We start from the raw sequence: 20415 nt of genomic DNA, 5'->3' as shown, positions 1-20415 counted from the left end.
ACCGTAGGAGCCTCGTTCCCTTAACACAACACTCTCGCCTAGGCCCAGCCGTTAGCCTGCCGTAGTCACACATCTCAGGGAGATGAGTGTTCGTCGTGACAGAAGTCATCAACCGCTACCCGGATTTGGCTGTGGTCGAAGCCGGGGCCGCTCGCCCGGTACGTGTGCGTGACCGATCATCATTGGAGAATGGGGATCACCTTGCTTTGCACGCCTAGCAACCCACTGGCTTACCGATCACGCACGAACACGTCGAGACGTTCCTGTGAGCCTGCCGATCTGCGGTAGGGGAGAATCTATGGCGACGACCGTTGAGCCGACTGCGGCGCGCGTCGACCAAATACACAGGACCATTATTAGGAAAAACATCTTTACGGTACCGATGAATCCCGGCAGACGTTCCCGGTGTGTGCGCCGGACGCTTGTCACCGCATCTGTAGCCCGGCGCACGTAAGCTGGCAGTCCACCGGATGCCTCCCAGAAACTCCAAGTTCCCGCTCAGATCCGCGTACTTCCCGCCTCACCGGCCGCGCACGACCTTCCTGACTCTTGCCCTGTCCGGGATGTCTTATACGTGACGCGCCAGCTACACTCTCCAACCCTTCTACTATGGTGGATCGCCCTTTCAAAGCAAACGTTTCACTTCAGAGGAAGTGGTCAGCGAAATTTCAACGGAACGCGTCGAACGTAACCAGTGCCACAAGTCAGGACTTGAACTTGGCGAACTCCTGCGGAAGAAGGTTGATGATTTCGTCGGGTGTCATGGCGTACGTATCCCACGTCAAATCGAATTGAGCAAGAACAGCAGCCAGGCGGCGCGGGGATCCTCCCTTACTGCCGCCCGATCCCCGTTTGAGCTTTTTGGTCTTGCCATCGAGATATAGGCGGGTGACTACGCCCAGAAGGGTCGAGTTGCTGACGATCTCTTGGTTAGATGCGATTTGTTCGACCACTTCGCCAGGGCTGTTCACCGGCGTGGCCAATACGCCGTAGGCCTCCTCTGGGTGCTCTTGGTGAGCTTTATATATGCGGTATGGGCCTGAGAAATAGTGTCGGTAGTAGGTCTTGTAGTCGTGAGGGTTGAGGATGTAATAAGCCGTGGACCGTACTGTCCGCGCCCCGGTGGTCGGGTCTTCGGGCGCAAGGACGGGCAGCCATTTGAATGTCAACCAAGACCACAGCCCGGCGTCCAATTCCAAGTCTGGATGCTCTTCGGTTAGTGGCGTCAGAAGGTCGAAGAAGAACTGCGCGGCGTGCATCCTGTCTTCGAAATCAATGACCTCGTATTCGACGGACTCCGCGACGAGTGTTGTGTATTCCTCGTTCTCCAGGAGTGCATCAATGTCGGCGGCTTTTCCCTTCCGCAAACTGTCGAGTAGCTCCCGGGCGGCTGCCAGTCCAGGCTCGTTGAATCGACGTATCTCAGCCATTGTCGTCTTCTTCCTCTAGGTCGATCGGGCTATTCAACAGGGAAAGAGCACCGATGTGGTCCGCAAATACCGAGGCAGCCTCCGTCGCCCACTCGTCAATGATGTCGGCGATACCTGAGTCGCCTTCCTCCGAGGAATCTAGGTCGGAGGGATCGACCCCGATGCTGTCGCAAAAGAGCAGCCAATGGCTGATCGTCGAATTTGGTTCATCTGCATCATCCCGATTCCGGGCAATCCACAAGGCAACCTGACGGAAGAACTCGGGCAGGACAAGGGCCTTGAATGCAGCCGAATGGACGAGCTGGTCATGGTTTTCCAAGAACTTGTTGATGTAAAGGATCGGTTGGTCACCGTCGATGCCGAACCTCCAAACCCGTTCTCCGAGTTCTGCCCGCTGTAGCTTCAGGAGCGGCTCGGCAGAATCTTCGTCGCGGCTTCCAGCGCCAAGAAGGCGGTCTGCAACAGCAAGGACTTTCCCGTGAGAACCGCTTTCGGTACCTACAACACGTAAGCGCAGCTGAACATTTTCGATGATGTCGAATGCGCTGAGATGCACAGCCTCGGGATAATTCGGTGATCCAATCGATCCGCAGGGAATACGGACCTTGGTGGTTTGCCGGTAGGCTTCCACAGCAACTTCGGCTGTGGGTGGAAAGTCCAGCCCAGATAAATCGACGGATTGTACTTCTAGCAAGATCTTTCCTTCGGTTTCCCTGAGGCGCAGTCGGATCCGCGATCGGTCTATGTCTCGGCGACCGGTGAAGTTATATGTTGCCATCTACTTTGAAAACCCCCTCGAACGGATGGTGAGGTCCCGGTTGGTATCGAAGCCGGTAACGGTGAGTTTGAAGTTTTCTGGGTCATCGATCTCGGCGATCAAGGTGTTCCCGCCGACCTTGGCGAGCTTTCCGCCGGAAATGCCGGATGCTAGTGTGGACAGCTCGAAGTCGTCCTTGGTCCACTTAGCAAGCGCGTCACCGCGCCGCGTGGTGTAGCCGACCGCAAGTTCGACCCTCTTTAGCTGCCCCGAGCGCCCGTACTCGGTTGGCATGATCGAGAAGCCCCCGGACTCCTCACGATTTAGGATGATGAGAGACTGGCCTCGAGCCTTGCGTTTTCGGCCACCTAGAAGAGTGCGTTTTGTGGTCGTTCCGGTCCGCTCAGGGCCTCCTCGGCTCTTGCGCCCTTTTTGCGGGTCGAGGGGTGCAGCGAAAATGTCGGAGAAGATAATGCGTTGTTCCTCCAGAGCGGCGTCCAAGACGAGCTGATAGATCTTGTGCGGAGCTTGTTTTACCAAGTCGAGGACATCCCCGCCCCGGACATACCGCGCTTTGACCTTGTCGTTGTAAGTCCACGTCGTGTGGGCCGGGTTTTCCGCATCACCGAGCATTTTGGTGAGTGGCTCGTCGTCTACAAGACAGATGGCGCGGACCCCGGGCAGTTTGAAGCGGTAGGCCTCGGAGATGACGATACCCCTGCGCAGGAAGAGCGGCTTTTGTCTGAGGGATTCGTCTTGCTGAAGGAGAACATGGAAATGAGTGCGCACAGGACTACTCGGCCGTTCCTTCAACTGCAACTCGAGAGGAACGGTCACCTCGACAGGTTGGCCCGTTTCGAGTCTCGTTCGGATAGCGTTGGCTGTGTCCGTCCCGATGGTCGCTGAGGACCATTTCTTGCCCGCTTCTGCTGAGACGGTCGTTGTGTTGAACTTACCTTCTGCTGGGATGGAGTTTCGCACCTGCAGCAGATGTATTTCGCTGACGACCTTATCGCGTTCTGGCCCTTCAAAATACGTTTCCGCAAGAGTGGAGATGTTGTTTTCATCCAGCGTAACGATTTCCTCGGCATCCGCGTCGTCGATATCAACGACTAGCCCACCGGAAAGGATCGCCCCGAAGTAGGCGCGGATAACGGAGCGGATGAAGTCGACGCCGCCGAGGCTTTCGTCTACATATGGGATGACTATGCTCAGTCCCGATTCGTCGGTGCGGGTGATGTTCCAGCGCCGTGTCGTCTGAGCAATTAGGTCAGCATCAGTGATCGGCATCTGTATGCCTTCTCCAGGCTTTGCCCACCAACCGTCGGGATCGTAGTCGGTTCCATCCAAGGTGTGATTCATTAGGACTGACTGGCCGACGAGCAAACTGTTGCCGGGATCGTCGGACCGATTAGTCAAGGCAAGGAATGCGTTGACACCGCTGGATTTTGGGAAAACGTATTTTCCAACGCCCCATCGTCCAAGATTCCCTGCACTTTTGCCGGAAATTCCCTCTGCTCGGAGGAAATAGTAGTAGTTATTCGATTCTCCGTCTGCGACCCGTGCTGCCTCGGTGTCGCCGGTGAGTCCGCAGGTCCCAAAGTCTTCGATGACAACGAAACGGCAGCGTCCATCTTCCAAGTCGGCGGCAACTTGGCCGCCGTTCTCGCACTGGGCAACGTGCGGCCAAAAGTCCCGGAAGTATGGACTCGCCTCGAATGGGCTGAGACTTCCGGTGTTCCCTGAAACGTGGATCCGGACACGGACTTTCTCGTGGTCGGGGAGCTTGGCATCGAGGGAGTTCTGGATGCTTTCCCTCACCAAAGCATCGGCCGGTTTGAACGATTCCTGATTGAGAAGTTCCGATTGGAGAGGATCCCGGGACTTGGTCTCGGGATGGTGCTTGACGAAGCGCCACGCGGGGATATCAACGCTGGACATTGTGAAGAGTTTCCTTTCCGAAGTCTGTGAGCCGGTACGTTCCGCCTGTAAGTTTGGGCTCGACCAAGCCCCATTCACGACTGCGAGCGATATATCCTTGGGTCGCTGATGAGGCGATCGAAGGACTCCATTCCCGCGCGTCCGCCATTGCTGTCAGCAGCGCATCGCGTGTAGGCGTATGTGAAACCTCGCGCAGCATCGTTTCGAATCCCCACCAGTCGCTCGGGGAATTGGCTCGAAGGTAGCTGAAGAAGGCTTCGGCAACTCCGCGGTTGTGTGGTTGATCGGCTCCTAGCCCGTCGACGATTTTGAGTAGCTCCCAGCCCTGCTTAGTGAGAGAGACTTGGAGTCCCTTAGCGCCTTTTAGAAAAGCGATTGCCCGCCAAACGGGCAACGGGCCTGTAACCTTGTGCAGTCCGCGGTGATGGGGCTTGCTTGATACCGAGCCAACGGCGAAGTTTTGGAAGCCAATGTTGGCTGATTGCTTCTTAAGCACATTGGTCGGCAGCATTAGCGTGGCGGGCTTGGCATGCGCGCCCAATTCAGCTTGCAAAGAGGCTGCAAGCCGCCAGGCTTCCGCTGTTACGTCTTCCAAAAACGATGCAAAGGGCACGGGACCAGCGGCTGAAACGTGTGCCAGTCGGCTCAAGGCCCAGAGCGAGGGCCAATCCCGGTTGTGCAGCCCAAGCAGTGGAACGTCTTCCACAAACATTTCATCGCCTTGGGTCGCGAAGCCGCTCGGTAGCGAGATGATCCTAGTCGGCACACTCCTTGATCGTCCCTCGTCCCGGACGACTTCTGTTCCTTCCTGCAGTGTGCCTGCAACTGGCTTCCCTACTGAAAGGTCGGGCGACCGAAAGTTGATGTCTCGCAGTTCTAGGAGATACGAGTTGAGGGCTTCCTCGATGAGTTCCTCGCGAGTTGTAAACCCTCCCAAACCTGAGGCAATGACTTCGTCGACACGGCGGATCAACTGAGCATTCATCAGCAACCTGACCGGTCTCAAAACCTGTTCCATATCTTCCCCATGTAGTCGGTCCAACTCAACAATGATTCACTGTATGCGAGATATAGTCAATGTTTTTTCCGAAGATCAGATGTATCGCCCGGCTGACGGCAGTACATATGGCTGAATGAACCTTGGTGTAGGCACTTGAATAACGCTATGCAAGGCCAAACGGGAGAAACGCCCACTGGGGCGGGCTGGACTCCACGGCTGATCATCCGCTTGGGGCTGGTGTCACCGTGATCGAGCTCAGAGCAGCGACGGCTGTGTAGGGCCGCGGCCGTCCCGTTTCCTTGCCATCGTGATGAAATCGTCTACGCTCATCAACCATTGCCGCTGCTCCGGTTTGTATGGTTCGTGCAGGCCCTTGGGAATAACGAGCTGGATCCTGTGGTCTTTCATCTCGTCTGTCTGGGCGGGGCTGATCGGGCTTTCCAAGGTCAGCAAGTGCTTGTCCTCGATGCGTTTGGCCTCGCTGAGGACCTGCCGCCACCGGTCCTTACAAGTGGTTTTCACGCCGAGCATGGTCAGATCGAGTGCCGGAAACATGGGGGCCCGGTATTCCTCAATGCCGGGGAAGATGAAATCCGGGCGTGCCCGGTTTTCGGTGACCGGATTGAAGGTGTGCCGGACGTCTAAGGCGTCGAATAGCGCGATGAGCTGGTTCTCCAGCCCTTTCCCGGCCCTGCTTTTGCGGCGGTTGTGCAGGGACAAGGACACCTCAATGAAGCTGTCTACGTCCACGTGGCCGTCACGGTAGAGGGCATCGAGAGTGCCGGTCGCCAAGTGGCGTTCCAGAGTTCTGAAGAGGATTTCTTCTTGTTCCAGCCACGCCATGAGGACCCCATCGGGGTCATCGGCAGGGTGTAGACCAGGAAGAGTAGCGCGGGCGAAGGCACCGAACTCCGCCGAGGTGGGAAAACGGGCGCCAAATTTGGCAAGGATCTTGTCCAGCCAGACGTCGTCGGCAGGTTCTATGGCGATGCCAAGCATGTCCAGCAGGTACATGGCGGTCAGGCCGAGGCTGTCGTGCCCGGTTTCCAAGCCAGAGCGGATGGAGAATCCGCGGTGTTCCAAGACGTCGGTGCCGAAGAGCCAGTCCAGTTGGGCGGCGATGCTGGATCCGGATGGGGCGACGATGAAGAGGGCTCCACCGGTCTTTTGTTTGGCGATGAAGACGATATCGCCGGGTTGGGCTTGTTTCATAGCGTCCACAGATGCCGGGTAGTAGAGGCGGTATTCGGAGCGGTTCGGGATGTTGAGCCGGGCGTCGTAGAACGTCAGCGTGCCGTCTTCAGCAACAGGCTCGTCGGTGTCATCGGAGACCAGCAGGAACCGTGTGGGTATGACCAGTTTTTCGCTGGGGCGCCCGAAGAGGCCTTGGAGGGCTTTGACGCCGTCAAGCTCGTGCTGGTTGGAACGCTTACCGACTGTCTCGACCGTGCTGAGAATCTTGGCGGCTACGCCGTCAAAGTGGTCGGCCAAGTCACCGAAATCCATACATTCCCCCAGCTGAAATCCAGATGCTTATGTTCCGGACCCGACAGTATCGTGGCGCCCATTCAAATGAGCGCCACGACACGGTCGCGAGGTCTTGGCGGGTCAGGCGGACAGAACCTCAGTGGTGGCGGGCTGATTCATTATTTTGAGGACGTGCGGGGTCATGATCCGTGCGATCTCACTCATCACGGGTGTGACGACGCTGTTGCCGAATTGCTTGTACGCTTGGGTGTCGCTGACGGGGATGCGGAAGGTGTCCTCGTAGCCCATCAGGCGGGCGCATTCGCGCGGGGTGAGCCGGCGGGGTCGGAGTCCGTCCTGGGCGACGAGGATCTCGGAGCCGTCCTTGTAGTACCGGGCCGAGAGAGTCCGACTCGTCCCGCTGGGGTGGACCAGACCGAATCCAAAGCCGTTGCCGGCGGCCTTATGTTTGGCCGCGTACGCCTGCAGATAGGCCCAGAGCTTGGGAGTCAGCGTGAATTTGGGCTGCACTTCGGCGTTATCGTGGTCGAAGTAGCGGTCCCCGTCCCATTCCAAGACCGGTTCGGTGCCATCGGTTTTGTGCAAGATGGTGTGAAGTTTGGGTCCGACCGGAGGGATTTCCAGATCGTCCCAGCTGAAGTCCGTGGGCTCGCGGAAGCCGACGATTATGATGCGCTCCCGATGCTGTGGCGTGAAATTGATCGCGTCAATGACCTTGGTGTGGACCTCGTAGCCCAGTTCCTCCTGCAGGGTCTGCATGATCACTGCAAAGGTCCGACCCTTGTCGTGGGAGCGGAGGTTCTTGACGTTCTCGAGCATGAACCCGGCAGGGCGCTTTTCATCGATGATCCGGGCCACATCGAAGAACAGGGTGCCTTGGGTGGCGTCTTGGAAGCCGTGCAGGCGCCCGAGGGAGTTTTTCTTGCTGACCCCGGCGATGGAGAACGGCTGGCAGGGAAATCCGCCCAGCAGGATGTCGTGGTCCGGGACGTCCTCGGCGGGGAACGGCTGGATGTCGCCGACGAAGGTGTGGGATTCTTCCTGGTCGTCAGGGAAATTGGCGAGGTAGGTTTTTTCGGCGTACTTGTTCCACTCGCTCGTGAACACGCACTGTCCGCCGTGGGCTTCGAAACCTTTGCGGATGCCCCCGATCCCTGCGAAGAGGTCGATGAACTTGAAATCATCCGCCCCGGAGGCTGTCCGGATGCCCAAGAGTTCCTTCAGGGCAGGGGCGAGCATGGTCGGGCATGGTGTTTCGCCGCTTTCCCAGCGGGCCACGGTCCGGTCCGAGACGTTGAGTTGCTCGGCGAGCTGGCGTTGGGTGTACCGGGCACGGGCTCGGGCAAGAAGCGTGGTTACGTTGTCCATCATGTCCTATCTGGGTTGTTCACCCGACATTCTGTCGTATATCTGACCCAGAGTCCGAACGGCGCGCCGGGTAGTGTTAGGGACTACGGACCGAAGCCCGATCGCCCTTCTCTAATTGAGGATGGGACCTAAGTGGTGAGTTCAATCCTCTCTTGAGCCTCGGACATTCAGCGCGTTCGATAGCCAACCCTGTGTTAGGCATGCGAAGCGAGGAGGAATAGGGGGTGCAGCGTTCATGAGGAGCCTGCTGGCGGCTCAACGTGTTCGACGCCGACTAGTGACCTGCCCTACGCAATTAACCAGGACTGTCGGAATCCCATCACAGAGTCGAAAGCCCCTCACACTGACGCAGTGACATTTCTTTTAATTTGTATCTCGACGGACACGTGTGTGCTGGGTCGAGGGGCTGCCAGTCGGGGTCACCGGAGCCTGTGGGGCTTGAAGAACGGGAAGGAAGGATTTGACGTTGGCTACACCTGCTGTTCAGGAGGCTATAAAAGCCAAATCCGTGTGCTCGGGCGGGCTTTCCTGAAGTTCATGTCACCCAAGGACGCAGGCGTAACTGGCAGCAAAAGGAAAGGTGACACTTTTCCCTGTCATTCTGACAATCTGTCAATTCTACCCAGACTCAGCGCCTAGCGACCCTGACCCCGGCAACCCGCGCAACATACTCCTCCAACCGCCCCAACGCCGGCTGCGACGAAGCATCACCAACGGCATCCGCCCCGACAGCATTCGCCACCGCCAGCGCGGACTCATGAGAAAGCCCCGACCGCAGCGCCAGCACCAGCGCGGCGCAGAACGCATCACCCGCGCCGATTGTATTCGCCACCGTCGCGGAAACAGCAGGAGCCGAAGCGACCCGCACACCCCGCTTGAACATCGCCGAGCCATCCGCACCATACGTAACAGCCACGAGCTTCGCGCCAGCCAAAGCCGGGATCAGCTCATACTCGGTCTCGTTGACGATCACCAGGTCGCACCGCTCCAGGAACTCGGCCGGAAGGTCCATCGCCGGAGCAGCGTTCAGCACGAAGAACCCCGAGGAACGACGCGCGGCCTCCAGGACCACAGGCAGGCCGACCTCGAGCTGGCACAGCACCGCCCCCTCAGCAGAGAAGGAAATCCCCTCCAAGGAGAACCCCGAGTTCGCGCCCGGGCACACGACAATCTGGTTCTCGCCGTCGCGGTCCACCACGATCAGGGCGGTTCCCGTTGCGAAACCGTCGAGCACCGCGACGTCCGAAACATCCACCCCAGCAGCAGCCAACGAAGAAAGCATCACCCGCCCCTGACCATCGCCACCCACGGCCCCGATCATCCGGGCACTACCGCCGAGCCGTGCCGCAGCGACCGCTTGGTTGGCTCCCTTGCCGCCAGGCTGCTGGCTCAGAACACCGGAACCAATAGTTTCCCCGGGGGTGGGCAGCCGGTCTGTGGTGGCGATGATGTCCAGGTTGATGCTGCCGACAACGGTGACGGCAGGAAGTCGAGTGTTCATGGGAAGTCCTAACGGGAAGGGCTGGATTGAGAAATAGTGTACGGGATGGTTGTACTTGTGTGTCATACATGGTTGTATAACAACTCACATCCCAATGGCAGACCCGCCTGCAGACAAAGGAGTTTGTTGTGAACACCCCAGCCACCGTTACCACTTCGCCGCCATCCGCCGTCGTACTCGAAACTGACACGAGCAAGCTCGGCGGTCGCCGAGCGGCCATGCTTATTTCCGCCCTGCTGCTCGGCGTGCTGTCCTTCCAGCTCAACGCCAGCATGGTCACCCCGGCGCTGCCGCACATCGCCGCAAGCTTCGGCCTGTCGGCGGACAGCGCAGCTCCGGTGCAGTCCATGTTCTTCCTCGCCGGTGCCATCGCCGGACCCGTGATCGGCAGGTGGAGCGACTTCATCGGACGCCGTTTCGCCCTCCTGCTGGTGCTGGCCATCATGGGCGCCGGCACCATCCTCTGCATCGCAGCGCCCACCCTGCCGATCCTCATCGCCGGCCGGTTCCTGCAGGGCGTGTCCAGCGCGGTCTTCGCCCTCGCCTACATCGTGCTCAGCGAAGACCTGAATGCCCGCGTCTTCGGCACCTCCGTGGGCATCATCGCCGCCATCAACGGCGGGATCGGCGGCGTCGACGGCTACTTCGGCGGTCTGATGTCCGAGACCCTCGGCTTCCGCTCCATCTTCGTCGTCGTCCTGATTCTTACCGCCATCGCCGCGGCCTGCATCCTCAAGACCGTTCCCAAGGGAAGGCCGCAGGGCATCCGCGGCGCCATGGACTGGTGGGGAGCGGGCTCGCTCTCGGTGTTCTTGGTGTTCATCACCTACTTTGTGTCCGACGGCTCGGCCGCCGGTTGGACCGCGCCGAGCACCCTGGGCCTGCTGGCCGGCACCATCGCGTCCTTCGTCGCCTTCTGGATGATCGAGAAGCGCCGCCGCAACCCGCTCATCGCCGTCCACCACCTGCGTTCCCGCCAGGTCTGGCCCGTCATCGCGACGACGGTCCTCACCCTCGCCGGCATCTTCGCCATCATCAACTTCACCGTGGTGCTGCTGAGCCAGGACATGCACGCCGGCTTCGGGCTCAGCGCCTCGCTCTCCGCCCTGCTGTTCCTCACCCCGGCCGCGCTCATCGGCGTCTTCGCCGCCCCGCTCGCCGGTTGGCTGGCCGATCGCCGCGGCTGGATCAAAACACTTCGCGCCGGCACCGCACTCAGCCTCGCAAGCGCTATCGTCGCCGCCACGTTCTCCAGCAACCAGGTGGCGGTGCTGATCGCCGTCGCGTCGCTCGGCATCTTCTACAACGGTCTCTTCCTGACCGCGATCAACGGACTCTCTGTCCTGCTCTCGCCCAAGGAGGCACCGGCTGCGCTGCCCGGCATCAACGGTGCGTCATTCGGCATCGGGGCGAGCCTCGGCGTCGTGCTCGTTGCGCCGTTCGCCGCCCAAGCCACGTCTGTTGGCTATGCCACCGCCCTCTGGATCTCGGTGGCGATCACCGCCGTCGCGTTCATCGTCAGCCTCTTCGTCGCTGCCCCCAAGGGCGAAACCCTCTAATCCCTTTTAACTGAATCGAGAAACAACATGACCAGCCCGTTCTACCTCGACTGCGATACCGGAATCGACGACGCCCTCGCCCTCGCTTACCTCCTTGCCTCCCCGCAGGCGGACGTGCTAGGGATCGGCGCCGTCAGCGGCAACGTCAGCGCCGCCGTCGGCGCCCGCAACACCCTGGACCTGCTCGAGCTCGCCGGGCACGCACACATCCCGGTGGCCCTCGGCGCGCACGACCCCCTTTCCGGCTCGTTCGGCGGAGGAGCGCCGCACGTGCACGGCAGCAACGGGATCGGAGAGGTAACGCTTACGACGGCGGAGGCCCACCTTGCGTCCGAAACCGCGCCGGAGATGCTGGTCCGGCTCGCCCACGAGTACCCGGGCACGCTGCGTGTCCTTGCCATCGGCCCGCTGACCAACATCGCCGAGGCCCTGCGGCTGGACCCCGAGCTGCCGGGGCTGGTGGAGGAAATCACCATCATGGGCGGGGCGGCCCTGGCCCCCGGAAACATCACGCGGGTGGCCGAGGCCAACATCGCCAACGACCCCGAAGCCGCCGCTCTTGTGCTGTCCGCGGACTGGAACGTGACCCTCGTGCCGCTCGACGTGACCATGGCTAACGTGCTCGAGGAGAGCCACCGGCAGGAGCTGCTCGCCTCTTCTTTGCCCGTTCCGCGGGCGCTGGGCGAGATGCTCGGCTACTACTTCCGATTCTACGAGGGCATCTACGGCCGCGCATGTTCCGCGATGCACGACCCCCTCGCCGCGGCGCTCGCGGTGGGCGCCGTTTCTGCTGCGGTTGCGCCGGTGGTGCATGTCGAGGTCGACACCACGTCCGGGCCGGGCCGCGGACAGACCATCTGCGAGCTGCGGGGCCTGTACATGGACTACCCGGAGCAGCTCGGCGCCCGCTGCCGTGTGGTCCTATCGCTCGAGGACGACTTCGCTCCGCACCTGGTGGATACGCTGCTTGCGTTTGGAGTCTCCGAGGCCATCCCCGCGACCCCAGTCTTGCTGAGCCGGCCCAACTGAGTCAGTTGGCCCGGCGCGAACTGGGCTGGACGCGGCTTAGGACTGCAGTGTTTGCATCACCGAGAGGTGACCCGCGCGGTCTGCGATGAGGCACTTGGCCAAGTAGAACGGCCGGTTCGCGTGCCGGACGTACTGTGTCAAAACCAGAACCGGGTCCGAGGCTCGCAGGTCGAGCAATTTAGCGCGGCTCGGGCCGACCTGGCTGAGCCCGATTTGGCACTCACCCGGCCCCAACCTGTTGCCCGCCGCTTTGTTGAGCGCGGCAAGCAAGGTGGTGCCGCCGTCGTCGTCTATTTCCAAAGGCGCGGCGGCACCGCCGGCGAAGCTGACCGGGAGGGCGGAGATGTTTTCTTGGAGCTGGGCGATGGGCTCGCCGTCCCGGATCAGGACGGACTCCCAGAGCCAGCAGTCGTCGCCTGGGTTGATCCCGACGCCGGGAGCTGCGAACTCGGACGCGGGTTGCTTCACTACCTGGGTGCGCTTGATTTCGACGTGTTTGCCGGGGCCGCCGAGGACTTCCTCGAATGGGCGGATGCGTTCGATGCCGATGCGGGGGAGAGTGTCGGCGACGAACCGGCCGACGCCGCGGCGGGCTCTGATGAGGCCATCTTCCTCGAGGAGCATCAGTGCTTCGCGGACCACAGTGCGGCTGACCTTCATGTCCGTGCCGAGCTCGGTTTCAGTCGGGAGCATGGAGCCGGGGTGCAGGAGGTTGTTGCGGATGGCTTCGGCGATCCGCGAGTAAACGACAACGCGGAGCGGCGAGCCAGGCTGGACCTCTACCGGCTGGGACAGGAACCGGACGGCGTCGTCGTGCACGTTATGCCTCGCTTGCGTATTGTTCGGGGATTCTCAGCGTAGCAAGTGATACGGGCTTGTTGGACAAGTGGCACTTGCAAGCCAAGGGCACGGAAGAAGCGCGGCGCCGGACGCGGCGCCGGAAACCCGCTCCCGGCCGAATTTCCGATGTAACGGCGGCTACGAGAACAGGACGTCGTTTCTCGTTTCGAGATCTGCCGCGGAGAATCCAGCGCATGCCTTGGAGTCCGTCCAAAGGATTGGAAGCTCAACTGACGGCTGGCCGCGCGGCGGAACCGAGTGCTGCCCCCGACGATTAGACCGGCGACAAGCGTTACGGCACCACAATGCGGGCCCACAAAGGAACCTGATTGAACATTCCCCGAGAGAAAAAAGTCTTTGGCGATCGGTCGGCGTTTTTGAGTCAGTGCGCTGGGCGGGATCCAGTGCCCTAGCCGCAGGGACTAGGGCACTGGATCATACGAGCAAACAGCCGCTACTTGCTGCTGCCGGTGCAAGAAGCCATGGCAGTCGTTCCAGAGCCGCTGTTCTTTGACACGCTCTTCCCGTCGACCAAGATTTCGCATGTGACGTTGGTCGGGCTCTTGTAATCACCCGTGACGGTCAAAGAGCTCAGGTTAAAGCCCTTGGCGGTCACGTCCTTCTTCCAGTCGGCCGTAATGTCTTCGTTGGAAGTGTCTCCGTCGGTCCAATAGGAGACGTGAGCCGGACCGGTGACGGTGACGATGTATTCGATCTTGTGTTCCTTGTTCACCGAGTCGCTGACGCTCTGAGCCGCAGCGCCGATGATGGCGGTGACGACGATCGCGACGATCACGGACAGAACGCCCAGGATAAGTCCGGCAGCAGAGGTTCCCTTCTTGGAGAACTTACGGGTCAACCCAATGACACCGAAGATGATGGCAAGCGGGCCGAGGAGGAAGGCAATGAAGCCAGCGATCGGGATGATCGACGTTGGCGCCGAGTTGTGACCGAGCCGGTCGACTTCATCAGGTACCGGTGCAATTGGTAATACGGAAGTGGGGACGAAATGAGTAACCGAACAGCCCCCATCATCATTGGTGCGCTTGGTCTCTGCACACCCTTGACTACAGACTTACCGTGTCTCCAGACACAGGGCTGGTGGCTTTGATTCAACCTGAGCAAGTTCTCGGAGCGGCCAATGTTGAGGAGGCGCCGTGGACCGCGTCGTAGTCCTCAGCCGATCTGACTCCGAGTTGTCGGTGCGAATCGCACCGACACCGCCCTTGGGCTGGTTCACCGGAAGTGAACCGTCGCGAACGGCTTCGTTGCTTCCCCCAGAAGCCATACACATTGTGTGCGCTGACTCCATAAGTCCCGATAAACTAGCAGACCGGATAGAGGTTGAGGCGCGAAAATGATCCTTATCGAAGCGCGAGGCATTTCAAAGCAATACCCTGGCGGGACCGCCAAGGCCGTCAACAATGCCTCGATCAAAATTTCGCGAGGCGAGATTATCGCAGTCGTCGGTCACAACGGCGCCGGAAAATCCACACTGTTCGACATTCTGGGTGGGTTAACCAGGCCGGATCAGGGCAAGATCGAACTCCACGTCTCCTCGAATGAGATCGGCTGGTGCCCACAGCGAGAGATCGTTGATTGGTCACTGACGGTTCGGCAGAACATCTCCATCGGTTTGGAACTCCGCCAGCGGTCCACCCGCACGAAGCGGCGTGAAGCTATTGAGGAGTTGGCGGCCGCCATGGGACTTACAGACTACTTGGAGAGAACTGCGGAAACACTCTCCGGCGGGGAACTTCGGCGAACACAAATAGCCAGAGCCCTGGCTGGAGATCCTCCGCTGATGATCTTGGACGAGCCGACTACCGGTCTCGATCCCACCGGCATCTCGAAAGTCTTCGCGTATCTGGAATGCAGGATGGGGGAGGGCGCGGCGGCGCTTATCAGCACGCATGAAACCTCGAGATTCGCCACACGATGCACCCGGGTGGTTGCTATGCATAAGGGAGAACTCATAGCCGACCTTCCCGTTGACGAATTCATGCGGGCCGCACCCCTGTCTGAAGATCTCTGGGACGGCTACCTGGCCCGGACGGGAGTCTGATCTATGCGCAGTCTGGTTCTGACCAAATTCCACTTCCTATCGATGTGGAACTGGCGTTCGGTTTACTTAGGTCGGTTCATTGAACCCATCGCCTTTCTTATCCTTCTTGGCGGCGGGCTCAGCGGCTCGGTCGCTACCAGGGCAGGAAGTTACCCGGCCTTCATGCTTATTGGTCTGATATGTGTCGTCGCATTCAGGGCGGGAACCTCGACAGTGAGCGATGTTGCGAATGACAGGAAATGGGGAATATTTGCAATCTACGTCATGCAGGGCGGCGGCATTGCCGGTTACCTTGGAAGTCTCGTTCTATTTGCCGTTTCTGTTTTCCTGGTCCAAGTCCTAACTCTTGCCGGAGTTGCGAGTGTCCTTTTCGGAGCCGACGTCATGCAAGCGGACCAACTGTTCCAACTCGTAGCGCTAGGCATTGTGATTGTTGTGGGTTGGGTAGGATTCGGGGCCGCAGCTGGCGCCAGGATTCAGTCATACTCCAAACGTGATTTGGTCATCACGCTTACATCACTTCCCGTGGTCTTGGCGGCTCCACTGTTCTATCCTCTGGACTCGGCACCTCATTACATCAAATGGCTATCGGCAGCCAACCCGCTTACTTATCAAGTGGCTTGGCTCAGGGCCGAAGGCTTGGAAATTACCCGCGGCTATGGATTCGCGGCCGCATGGTGCCTCACAGGTCTGCTGCTGGCGTTCTTCCTACTTCGCGCTGCCGACCGGATCTCAAACGAAAGATAGTCCGCAACCGCGCCGGCCGCCGTCGTACACCTCACCACGGGCGACGCAGCGCGCCGCCTACTCCCCGGAATCAGACTCCGGCAGTTCCTGCGTCCCCGATCCGGGTTCCTTCCTCGGGGAGTCGCCATTCGGGCGGCCGCGCTCATCGGAGTAGGGGGCGTGCCGTAGAGCAGGCTGTGGGTGGCGCTCAGGCGACAGCGGGTTTGACTCTTTGCCGGTCGATAGCGCTAATGAGAGCGGCCTTGACCGGCTTTTCCTGAGCGGTGACGGTGAATCGCCGGGACCCCAAGAAAGATGTACCCAAACGCGATGACCGGGTATCCGGTCCATAGCGGTCCAAGCAGCTCGCGAAGGTGGCTAATGAAAATCATGGCAACACCCAAGAGCGCTATTGCTAGCGTCAGCAAGCCGCTCCAGCCTTGACGCATCACATGGCGGGCTTGTTCTGCGGTGATCATTTCGCGGCTCCTATGCCACTGTTTACCTGCAATTTCTGCCATTGTAGATGGCAGCGAAGAAACCTGACCCGGAAATCGGGGCGCTTAGCTGCCGTGTGAGCCCACCGCCCACGGAAACCTGCCGCGTAGTTACAGGCCGAAGTCTTCGACACTCGGATACGGTCAGGGTCCCACTGCTGGCATCGGCTTCGGGAACCGAATCGTGGAGGCAATAGACTTTGGGTGTTTGCGGCATTCGGAACGCTCGCCAGCGATGGAGGAAACGTTGAACAGATCAGTAACCAGGGGATTGTTCTTCGGGGCAGGGTTCGGATGTGCTTACGTGCTGGTTGTTCTCCTCTTGAGCGGGCCCGGCGGCCCCGGAGTGGCGATACTCAGCGGGCTCGGCGGCGCGATGGTGGGTGCCGTTTCGGGTTGTGTCATTGCCGTATTGACCTTTTGGGTGTGTCGCCTGACCAGAATTCGGCGTGACCATGAAAAGGCCACGGCCGCCTGTATAGCCGGGTTTTCGACTTTGCTGATCCTTATGGCCTTGGCTTCGGCAGCGGATTCAAGGTGGCCGTGGTGGACGGACCTTGTTTCGGCGGGGGCAGCAGCCGTTATTGGTGGACTGGCGTGGCCCCGGACGAAAACTGTCGTTGGAGAGTCTCGCTAGACTCCCCAACGACAGTTCATTAGTTAGTAGGGAGGGTAGAGCGCAGGCCAGTTGCAGGCTGAAGCATTCATCCTCCAAAGCCCCATGCACATGTTGCTGGCAAATTGATACCACTGCCCACGTGCGGCGTACTGGTTCCCGGCGTTGAGTACTCCGCGGTCAATGACGATGGCCGCGTTGACGTTCAAGGCCCTCTCGCCGTTGGGCTTGGGGATCGATGCGAAATTGATGACCGATCCCTCGCCGTCGAAGTGTCCTGCCATCGCTGTGAATTGGAAATAGAAGTTTCCCGCATATCCAACCCTCACCGGCGCGGGAACCTGAATCGCCCCAGCTATGAGGATCTTCAGATCCAAGACCTGCCCAACATAGGGGTAGGTTGATGTCGCCCCGTTTATCGGGAAGTAGCAGTTGAAGCACGTTCGAAGGAGATTGAACGGCTCCACGTTATTGCCGTAACCCAATGGGAACTCTAAGTTGTAAGTCCACGACGGGGCGGCCATCACGAGCGGATACGCGGTCGCACTTGTGGGCTGTACCTTCTGCGTTACGGTGGCAGCGCTAATTTCCAATGTTGTGGGGACTGTATTGCCCGCAGAGTCCTTGGCGCTACCCTGCTTCACCGAACCCAAATAGTTGCCTTGAGCCGAGTAGAAGTTTTTGAAACCAGGGATTGCGTCCGAGACAGTAAACCCGGGCGGAAGGTCATAGTCAAAGGCCGCTGTCCGATCAGCCTTGGGACTGCCGAGGGCAACAAACACCTCGGCACCGCTCGGCGCGGATCGCACATACAACTTTCTGTCCACGCCAGACGTTGAATACACCGCAGTGTCTCCGGATACTTTGGCTTTTCCATGAGCAAACGCGGCAGTGATCTTCCTGTCCGGCCGCCCCTGGCCATTCCCCGAGGAGACGAGAACCTGAGCCGTTCCCGAAGCTGAGAGTTCGACCTTGCTGGCGACGTATCCGTTCTTACCGGTATCGGGTGGCTGCAAATTTCGCGGTGTAACAACGCCATCATTCGCAGGGTTGACCAAGTTCGACGTCACCTGCATTCTGGTCGACGTCTCGGCCAAGATCTGGTTAGCGTCTTCCAAATTGGGTGGCGCTGCAGATGCCGATATGGGCTGGCTGAGGCACAACCCGAGTGCGATTGTACCGGCCACAACTGCTCGACGTGCTTTTGTCCTTTCTTGCAGGACGCAGCTAAGTTGGTGCCAATTCATAATTCCCCCCAGGGTCAGGTCGACATCTTGGTTAGGAAAGAGTGGTCAGTTGTTGAGCTGCTGACGGCCCCATCCTGAGAGAAAGATAAACCCGCGAAAACCCGTCTCAGTGTGGGTTCGGTCGAATCTCCGTGCGTTTTGGGCGAATCTCCGTGTGAAATTCGCAAAATTCAGTGGAGGCGAGGCGGCGTCTACGTGTTTGGGACAACGTGTGTCTACGTGCCACGCACCCGGTCGTTGTGGCGGGACGGAACCACACGGGAAGTGAACGCAACCGCCCAGGTGCCGCGCGCCGTCGTACACCTCAACCCCGAAGACCGAACCCGCCGCCTTCTCCTCAGGCTCCCGCAGTGCCTGTGAAGCCGGGTCCGGGTTCCTTCCAGAGTGAGTCCACATCCGTCATCTAGCGGAAATTATTGACGTGATGCATCTCACTTTCTATATGCTGGATTTAGTCAAGCAGCTGGCTTTCCCGACGTCGTCCGAGGAGTCAGCCATGTCGCCGATCCGACCCACACACACCCACCTTCATGGTCCGGGTGGTTCCCTCTCCGGGCAAAGTGCGGTCCAACAACTGTTTCGGAGATGGCCGCGTGTGCCTTCCCGCGAATTGGAACGCATCCGCCAAGTGCTTCTGCACTGCGATGAACTAGGCAATCCCGCCGCAACCCACCACTTGTCCGAATGCGCCCAGGCGTTGCTGGCTCTCGTGACGGCCGAACTGGAGCGGCGCCGCGAACCGGAAAAACATCTACCACTCAGCCATAGCCCGGGGCTCGGAGTTCGCCGGCTGCCCCGACGTCTTTCCGCACACCATCGGGGAGGTTCGCTCTGATGGCGGGACACTTTGAAGTGTTCACCGACAACGTAGGAAGCTGCCGGGTCAGGCTGGTTGACGAGTTCGGCACGGAGCTCGCGGTGTCCGGCCCCTTCCACGACAAGGATGCCGTAGTCCGTGGGATCTACAAACTCCGGGAAATTGCAGCGAGCGGCCTCATCGAGGTCCACACATCCACACTCTGAACGGTTCCAGGTTTACAGCGACAAGCCAACGCACTCCCGGGATTCCCCGGATGGCTCCTCGCCAGGGTTCGCGCTCGCCCGCGATGCCCGGCGCTGGCCGGCGGCCAGCGCACCGAGCGAAACGATAGTCAAAGACGCGATCGCCGCTCCGACTGCCGGTGGTCCGGTTTCGCCTGCCGCGGAGCTGAGGGCAAGGCCTGCCGCCCACGAGCCGGCGGCAATGCCGAAGTTGAACGAAGCTGTGGTCAGCGCGGACGCAAGCGTCGGGGCCTTCCCCGCGAACTTGACCGCAAGCGCGAACGCCACGGGATTCACCACGAACCCGGCAAAGCCTGCCAGGGTGATCAGGATGACGACAGGCAGGGCCTGCTCCGAAAACACGCACAATGCGAGGAGGAAAACCGTGGCCGCGACGGCAGCCGTGATGGTGGTGGCGTACGGCCGGTGGTCTCCGAGCCTGCCTCCCGTGTAATTGCCGAGGAGCGCACCCACGCCGAAGCAGCACAGCACCCACGGCAGCATCGCAGCCGGAACGCCGGCACGGTCCGTCAGCAGGGGCGCGATATAGCTGTACGTTGCCAGGACGCCTCCCATGATCAAGGCACAGGAGGCCAGAGCCAGCCACAATCGACCGGACCGGAGCGCCGCGAACTCCGAACGCAGGGACGGCGTCGCCCCGGCAGGCTTTTCGTGCGGGACGAAGCGGACGATAAACACCGCGGCAGCGGCCGCGAGGATGGCCAAGGCCCAGAAAGGAGCCCGCCAGCCGGCGATCTGGCCCGCGAACGCCCCGAGCGGGACGCCAACCACTGTCGCCAGGCTTCCTCCACCCATGACGACGCCGAGCGCGCGCGATCCGGCCGCGGGACCTGCCGCTCGGGTCGCCACCACGACGGCGACGGACCAGAAGGCGCCAGTGGCACAGGCTGTGACAAAACGGGCCGCGAAGATGACCTCGAAGCTCGGACTGACGGCGACCAGGACATGACCGACCGCGAACAGCAGGAGCGAGAGCATCAGGGTGAGCCGACGCTGGAGGCGCAGGGTCAGCATGATCATCGCCGGCGATCCGATGATCATCCCGACGGCGAAGATGGTGATGAGGAGGCCCGCGTGGGGAACACTGACCCGGAGGTCGCTGGCGAGTTCGGGCAGCAGACCGGCGATGAAGAACTCGGTTGTCTGCATCAGGAATGTTCCGGCGGTGAGAACGAACACCACAGGAGGAAGTCCGCCGCGTGAACGCACGGCGCTTTTCAACCCGGCCGCTTTGAGATCCGTTGATGACATGCTTGAGGCCCACTTTCTTGGGGAACGCCGAAGGCAAC

The 20415-nt window shown here is 60.2% G+C and carries 17 protein-coding genes; 5 read left to right on the top strand and 12 right to left on the bottom strand.

Features of this window, described 5'->3' with window-relative positions; translation table 11 throughout:
• Window positions 1–704: 704 nt before the first annotated feature.
• The 7 genes from AB0O52_RS14085 to AB0O52_RS14055 form a co-directional block, all read right to left on the bottom strand.
• Window positions 705–1430 carry a hypothetical protein gene (locus tag AB0O52_RS14085; protein ID WP_364538526.1) on the bottom strand — a complete coding sequence of 242 codons (726 nt, stop codon included), beginning with the start codon at window positions 1428–1430 and terminating at the stop codon, window positions 705–707.
• Window positions 1423–2124, bottom strand: a complete 702-nt coding sequence (locus tag AB0O52_RS14080; RefSeq protein WP_364538524.1) for a hypothetical protein — start codon at window positions 2122–2124, stop codon at window positions 1423–1425. The genes AB0O52_RS14085 and AB0O52_RS14080 overlap by 8 nt, the downstream gene beginning before the upstream one ends.
• An 84-nt stretch (window positions 2125–2208) precedes the next feature.
• Window positions 2209–4128 (bottom strand): hypothetical protein, encoded by a 1920-nt coding sequence (locus AB0O52_RS14075; protein ID WP_364538522.1) that lies wholly within the window; start codon window positions 4126–4128, stop codon window positions 2209–2211.
• Window positions 4115–5146, bottom strand: coding sequence for a ribbon-helix-helix domain-containing protein (locus AB0O52_RS14070; protein ID WP_364538520.1), 1032 nt, complete (start codon window positions 5144–5146; stop codon window positions 4115–4117). The genes AB0O52_RS14075 and AB0O52_RS14070 overlap by 14 nt, the downstream gene beginning before the upstream one ends.
• Window positions 5147–5383: 237 nt before the next feature.
• Window positions 5384–6634 carry a type II restriction endonuclease gene (locus tag AB0O52_RS14065; protein WP_364538518.1) on the bottom strand — a complete coding sequence of 417 codons (1251 nt, stop codon included), beginning with the start codon at window positions 6632–6634 and terminating at the stop codon, window positions 5384–5386.
• 102 nt (window positions 6635–6736) lie between these two features.
• A complete protein-coding gene (gene dcm, locus AB0O52_RS14060) occupies window positions 6737–7987 on the bottom strand; it encodes a DNA (cytosine-5-)-methyltransferase (protein ID WP_364538516.1) in 1251 nt (416 codons plus the stop codon).
• 625 nt (window positions 7988–8612) lie between these two features.
• A complete protein-coding gene (locus AB0O52_RS14055) occupies window positions 8613–9485 on the bottom strand; it encodes a ribokinase (protein ID WP_364538514.1) in 873 nt (290 codons plus the stop codon).
• Between the two features lie 128 nt (window positions 9486–9613).
• Between AB0O52_RS14055 and AB0O52_RS14050 the strand changes: the two genes are divergently transcribed.
• Together AB0O52_RS14050 and AB0O52_RS14045 are read left to right on the top strand one after the other, a co-directional pair.
• A complete protein-coding gene (locus tag AB0O52_RS14050; RefSeq protein ID WP_364538512.1) occupies window positions 9614–11044 on the top strand; it encodes an MFS transporter in 1431 nt (476 codons plus the stop codon).
• Window positions 11045–11071: 27 nt separating this feature from the next.
• The gene (locus tag AB0O52_RS14045; RefSeq protein WP_364538510.1) at window positions 11072–12073 is read left to right on the top strand and encodes a nucleoside hydrolase; all 1002 of its coding nucleotides are present in this window, start codon (window positions 11072–11074) and stop codon (window positions 12071–12073) included.
• A gap of 36 nt (window positions 12074–12109) precedes the next feature.
• Here AB0O52_RS14045 and AB0O52_RS14040 read toward each other — a convergent pair whose 3' ends face one another.
• Together AB0O52_RS14040 and AB0O52_RS14035 are read right to left on the bottom strand one after the other, a co-directional pair.
• Window positions 12110–12892, bottom strand: coding sequence for a GntR family transcriptional regulator (locus AB0O52_RS14040; protein ID WP_364538508.1), 783 nt, complete (start codon window positions 12890–12892; stop codon window positions 12110–12112).
• Window positions 12893–13367: 475 nt separating this feature from the next.
• Entirely contained in the window at window positions 13368–13772 is a 405-nt protein-coding gene (locus AB0O52_RS14035; protein ID WP_364538506.1) for a hypothetical protein, read from the bottom strand.
• A 498-nt stretch (window positions 13773–14270) separates the two neighbouring features.
• Here AB0O52_RS14035 and AB0O52_RS14030 point away from each other — a divergent pair, with 498 nt between their 5' ends.
• Together AB0O52_RS14030 and AB0O52_RS14025 are read left to right on the top strand one after the other, a co-directional pair.
• A complete protein-coding gene (locus AB0O52_RS14030; protein ID WP_364538504.1) occupies window positions 14271–14978 on the top strand; it encodes an ABC transporter ATP-binding protein in 708 nt (235 codons plus the stop codon).
• A gap of 3 nt (window positions 14979–14981) precedes the next feature.
• Entirely contained in the window at window positions 14982–15725 is a 744-nt protein-coding gene (locus tag AB0O52_RS14025) for an ABC transporter permease (protein WP_364538502.1), read from the top strand.
• 227 nt (window positions 15726–15952) lie between these two features.
• Here the strand turns inward: AB0O52_RS14025 and AB0O52_RS14020 are convergent, their stop codons facing one another.
• Window positions 15953–16183 carry a hypothetical protein gene (locus AB0O52_RS14020; protein ID WP_364538500.1) on the bottom strand — a complete coding sequence of 77 codons (231 nt, stop codon included), beginning with the start codon at window positions 16181–16183 and terminating at the stop codon, window positions 15953–15955.
• A 678-nt stretch (window positions 16184–16861) separates the two neighbouring features.
• A complete protein-coding gene (locus AB0O52_RS14015) occupies window positions 16862–17833 on the bottom strand; it encodes a hypothetical protein (protein WP_364538498.1) in 972 nt (323 codons plus the stop codon).
• Window positions 17834–18898: 1065 nt separating this feature from the next.
• Here AB0O52_RS14015 and AB0O52_RS14010 point away from each other — a divergent pair.
• Window positions 18899–19087, top strand: a complete 189-nt coding sequence (locus AB0O52_RS14010; protein ID WP_364538496.1) for a hypothetical protein — start codon at window positions 18899–18901, stop codon at window positions 19085–19087.
• A gap of 12 nt (window positions 19088–19099) precedes the next feature.
• Here AB0O52_RS14010 and AB0O52_RS14005 read toward each other — a convergent pair whose 3' ends face one another.
• A complete protein-coding gene (locus AB0O52_RS14005) occupies window positions 19100–20377 on the bottom strand; it encodes an MFS transporter (protein WP_364538494.1) in 1278 nt (425 codons plus the stop codon).
• Window positions 20378–20415 lie beyond the last annotated feature (38 nt).

Origin of the sequence: Arthrobacter sp. NPDC080073, from assembly GCF_040686575.1 — a bacterium.
Lineage (GTDB): Bacteria > Actinomycetota > Actinomycetes > Actinomycetales > Micrococcaceae > Arthrobacter.
This window is presented reverse-complemented; position numbering and strand designations above follow the sequence as displayed.

Bases quoted from the DNA above. Each gene is read 5' to 3' on its own strand.
- AB0O52_RS14085 (WP_364538526.1), bottom strand. From the start codon at position 1,430: ATGGCTGAGATACGTCGATTCAACGAGCCTGGACTGGCAGCCGCCCGG.
- AB0O52_RS14075 (WP_364538522.1), bottom strand. From the start codon at position 4,128: ATGTCCAGCGTTGATATCCCCGCGTGGCGCTTCGTCAAGCACCATCCC.
- AB0O52_RS14070 (WP_364538520.1), bottom strand. From the start codon at position 5,146: ATGGAACAGGTTTTGAGACCGGTCAGGTTGCTGATGAATGCTCAGTTG.
- AB0O52_RS14065 (WP_364538518.1), bottom strand. From the start codon at position 6,634: ATGGATTTCGGTGACTTGGCCGACCACTTTGACGGCGTAGCCGCCAAG.
- dcm (WP_364538516.1), bottom strand. From the start codon at position 7,987: ATGATGGACAACGTAACCACGCTTCTTGCCCGAGCCCGTGCCCGGTAC.
- AB0O52_RS14055 (WP_364538514.1), bottom strand. From the start codon at position 9,485: ATGAACACTCGACTTCCTGCCGTCACCGTTGTCGGCAGCATCAACCTG.
- AB0O52_RS14045 (WP_364538510.1), top strand. From the start codon at position 11,072: ATGACCAGCCCGTTCTACCTCGACTGCGATACCGGAATCGACGACGCC.
- AB0O52_RS14030 (WP_364538504.1), top strand. From the start codon at position 14,271: ATGATCCTTATCGAAGCGCGAGGCATTTCAAAGCAATACCCTGGCGGG.
- AB0O52_RS14025 (WP_364538502.1), top strand. From the start codon at position 14,982: ATGCGCAGTCTGGTTCTGACCAAATTCCACTTCCTATCGATGTGGAAC.
- AB0O52_RS14020 (WP_364538500.1), bottom strand. From the start codon at position 16,183: ATGATCACCGCAGAACAAGCCCGCCATGTGATGCGTCAAGGCTGGAGC.
- AB0O52_RS14010 (WP_364538496.1), top strand. From the start codon at position 18,899: ATGGCGGGACACTTTGAAGTGTTCACCGACAACGTAGGAAGCTGCCGG.
- AB0O52_RS14005 (WP_364538494.1), bottom strand. From the start codon at position 20,377: ATGTCATCAACGGATCTCAAAGCGGCCGGGTTGAAAAGCGCCGTGCGT.